This is a genomic window from Thermocladium sp. ECH_B (assembly GCA_001516585.1).
In the GTDB taxonomy this organism is placed as follows: Archaea; Thermoproteota; Thermoprotei; order Thermoproteales; family Thermocladiaceae; genus Thermocladium.
The window spans coordinates 1-1,428 of record LOBW01000140.1; the positions used below are offsets into that span (position 1 = coordinate 1).

2 protein-coding genes and 1 pseudogene are annotated in these 1,428 nt (G+C 53.4%); all 3 read left to right on the plus strand.

The genetic code is table 11. The features are described from left to right. The first annotated feature begins 155 nt into the window (after positions 1-155). Positions 156-779: pseudogene (locus AT710_09770) on the plus strand (endonuclease). A 28-nt stretch (positions 780-807) separates the two neighbouring features. Further along, complete coding sequence (locus AT710_09775) at positions 808-1,095, plus strand: hypothetical protein (protein KUO89768.1); 288 nt, start codon at positions 808-810, stop codon at positions 1,093-1,095. After that, positions 1,064-1,420 carry a hypothetical protein gene (locus AT710_09780; protein ID KUO89769.1) on the plus strand — a complete coding sequence of 119 codons (357 nt, stop codon included), beginning with the start codon at positions 1,064-1,066 and terminating at the stop codon, positions 1,418-1,420. Before AT710_09775 ends, AT710_09780 begins: the two co-directional genes overlap by 32 nt. The last annotated feature ends 8 nt before the right edge of the window (positions 1,421-1,428 follow it).

Below are 1,428 nucleotides of genomic sequence, written 5' to 3' on the forward strand. Positions count from 1 at the left end.
TTGGGGGCTGCGGCGCCTCAAGGGCCACTATGACTAGGCTTAATGCCACGAGCACCAGCACCGCTAAACCAATTAACTTGGCCACATGAGGCATTGGTGGGAGTGTTAAAATGCATTGCTCTTTATTGGCTAAGGCATTTCAACCTAGGCGTTGATTGGTAGTGGTTAGGTTTGAGGATTACGCCGCTGAGTTGCTTAGTAGGCTTGGGTTTAGGGCAATTGACAGGAGGGTTAAGGTTATGGGGGTTGAGGTTGGCGAGATTGACTTAATAGCAGAGGATGAGTGCGGCAATAGGTACTCCGTTTAGGTTAAGGCCGGTAAGGTTGACGTGAGTGGGGTTAGGCGGGCGTACACCGATGCTAAGTTAATCAACGCAAGGCCCCTTGTGTTGGCCAGAGGGTTCAGTAATGACTCAAGTAGGGCCCTTGCGGAGGAGCTTGGGGTTAGGGTTATTGAACTTGAGGAGGCTGTTGTGCTTAAGCCAGATGAGTTGAGGGCTGCAGTGGAGTCAGCCATATACGACCTGATTGATGAATTAGCCAACGCCCTAGTAGCCCTAATGAGCATGAGGAATGCTGACGACGCCCTGGAGGCCATAGCCCAATGCGGTGACTGGGGGTGCGTGTGCGGTAGGCTTGGTTTGAGTGGGGATGAGTGCGGTAGGTGGATTAGTGGGCTTAGGGGTGAGCTTGGGCTTAAGGCATCCTCACTGAGGACGCTTAGGGCAATAGTGAAACTCTACATGCTGATTAAAGGCCTACACGGGGCTAACGCTTAATTACCAGTAACCGCAATAGTTAACGTAAATGCCAACATCGGGTGAGTTAATCTCAGTGGCGGCTGGTGCAGCCCTAGCAGTGGTAATAGGCCTCAGGAGGCCACCGCCACTAATATCGGCGCTGCTCCTGATAGCCATAGCCCTACTCGGCCTTGGGCTGGCCTACGCCCTGGGTGCATTGGCGGCTGTCGGGGTTTACGTGCTCATAATGGACATTGGCTACGTGGCTGGATTAACAGCTTCACTGGTGAGGGAGCTAAATAGGGGGCAGTCAAAGGCGGGCCGTGGCCGAGGTCGGTGGGCTATTGGCCGGTGAGGCTGAAATTAAGAAGATTAGTGGTAGTAATGGCGGTGTGGTGGAGGTTACCGTGTTTGAGGGCAGGATTGCCCCAATCTACATGGATAGGGGGCCCATTGAGGAGGTTGCGGCGGCATTGTCAACACTGGCCAGCGCAGCCATAGGCCTAATGAAGAATGGGCAGGTCATTAGGGTTAAGCTTGGGAGGGAGAGCGAGGAGTCACCCATCAAGGTGGTTTCAAACCTAGGCGAACTAAGCGAGCTAGCGCAGCTGCTTGTCAATAGGAGTAAGGTTAGGGACTCCCGGGATGGATTGTTAAAGGTGCTTAGGGGGAGGGTTTAGAATTCAGT

Bases quoted from the DNA above. Each gene is read 5' to 3' on its own strand.
- AT710_09775 (KUO89768.1), top strand. From the start codon at position 808: ATGCCAACATCGGGTGAGTTAATCTCAGTGGCGGCTGGTGCAGCCCTA.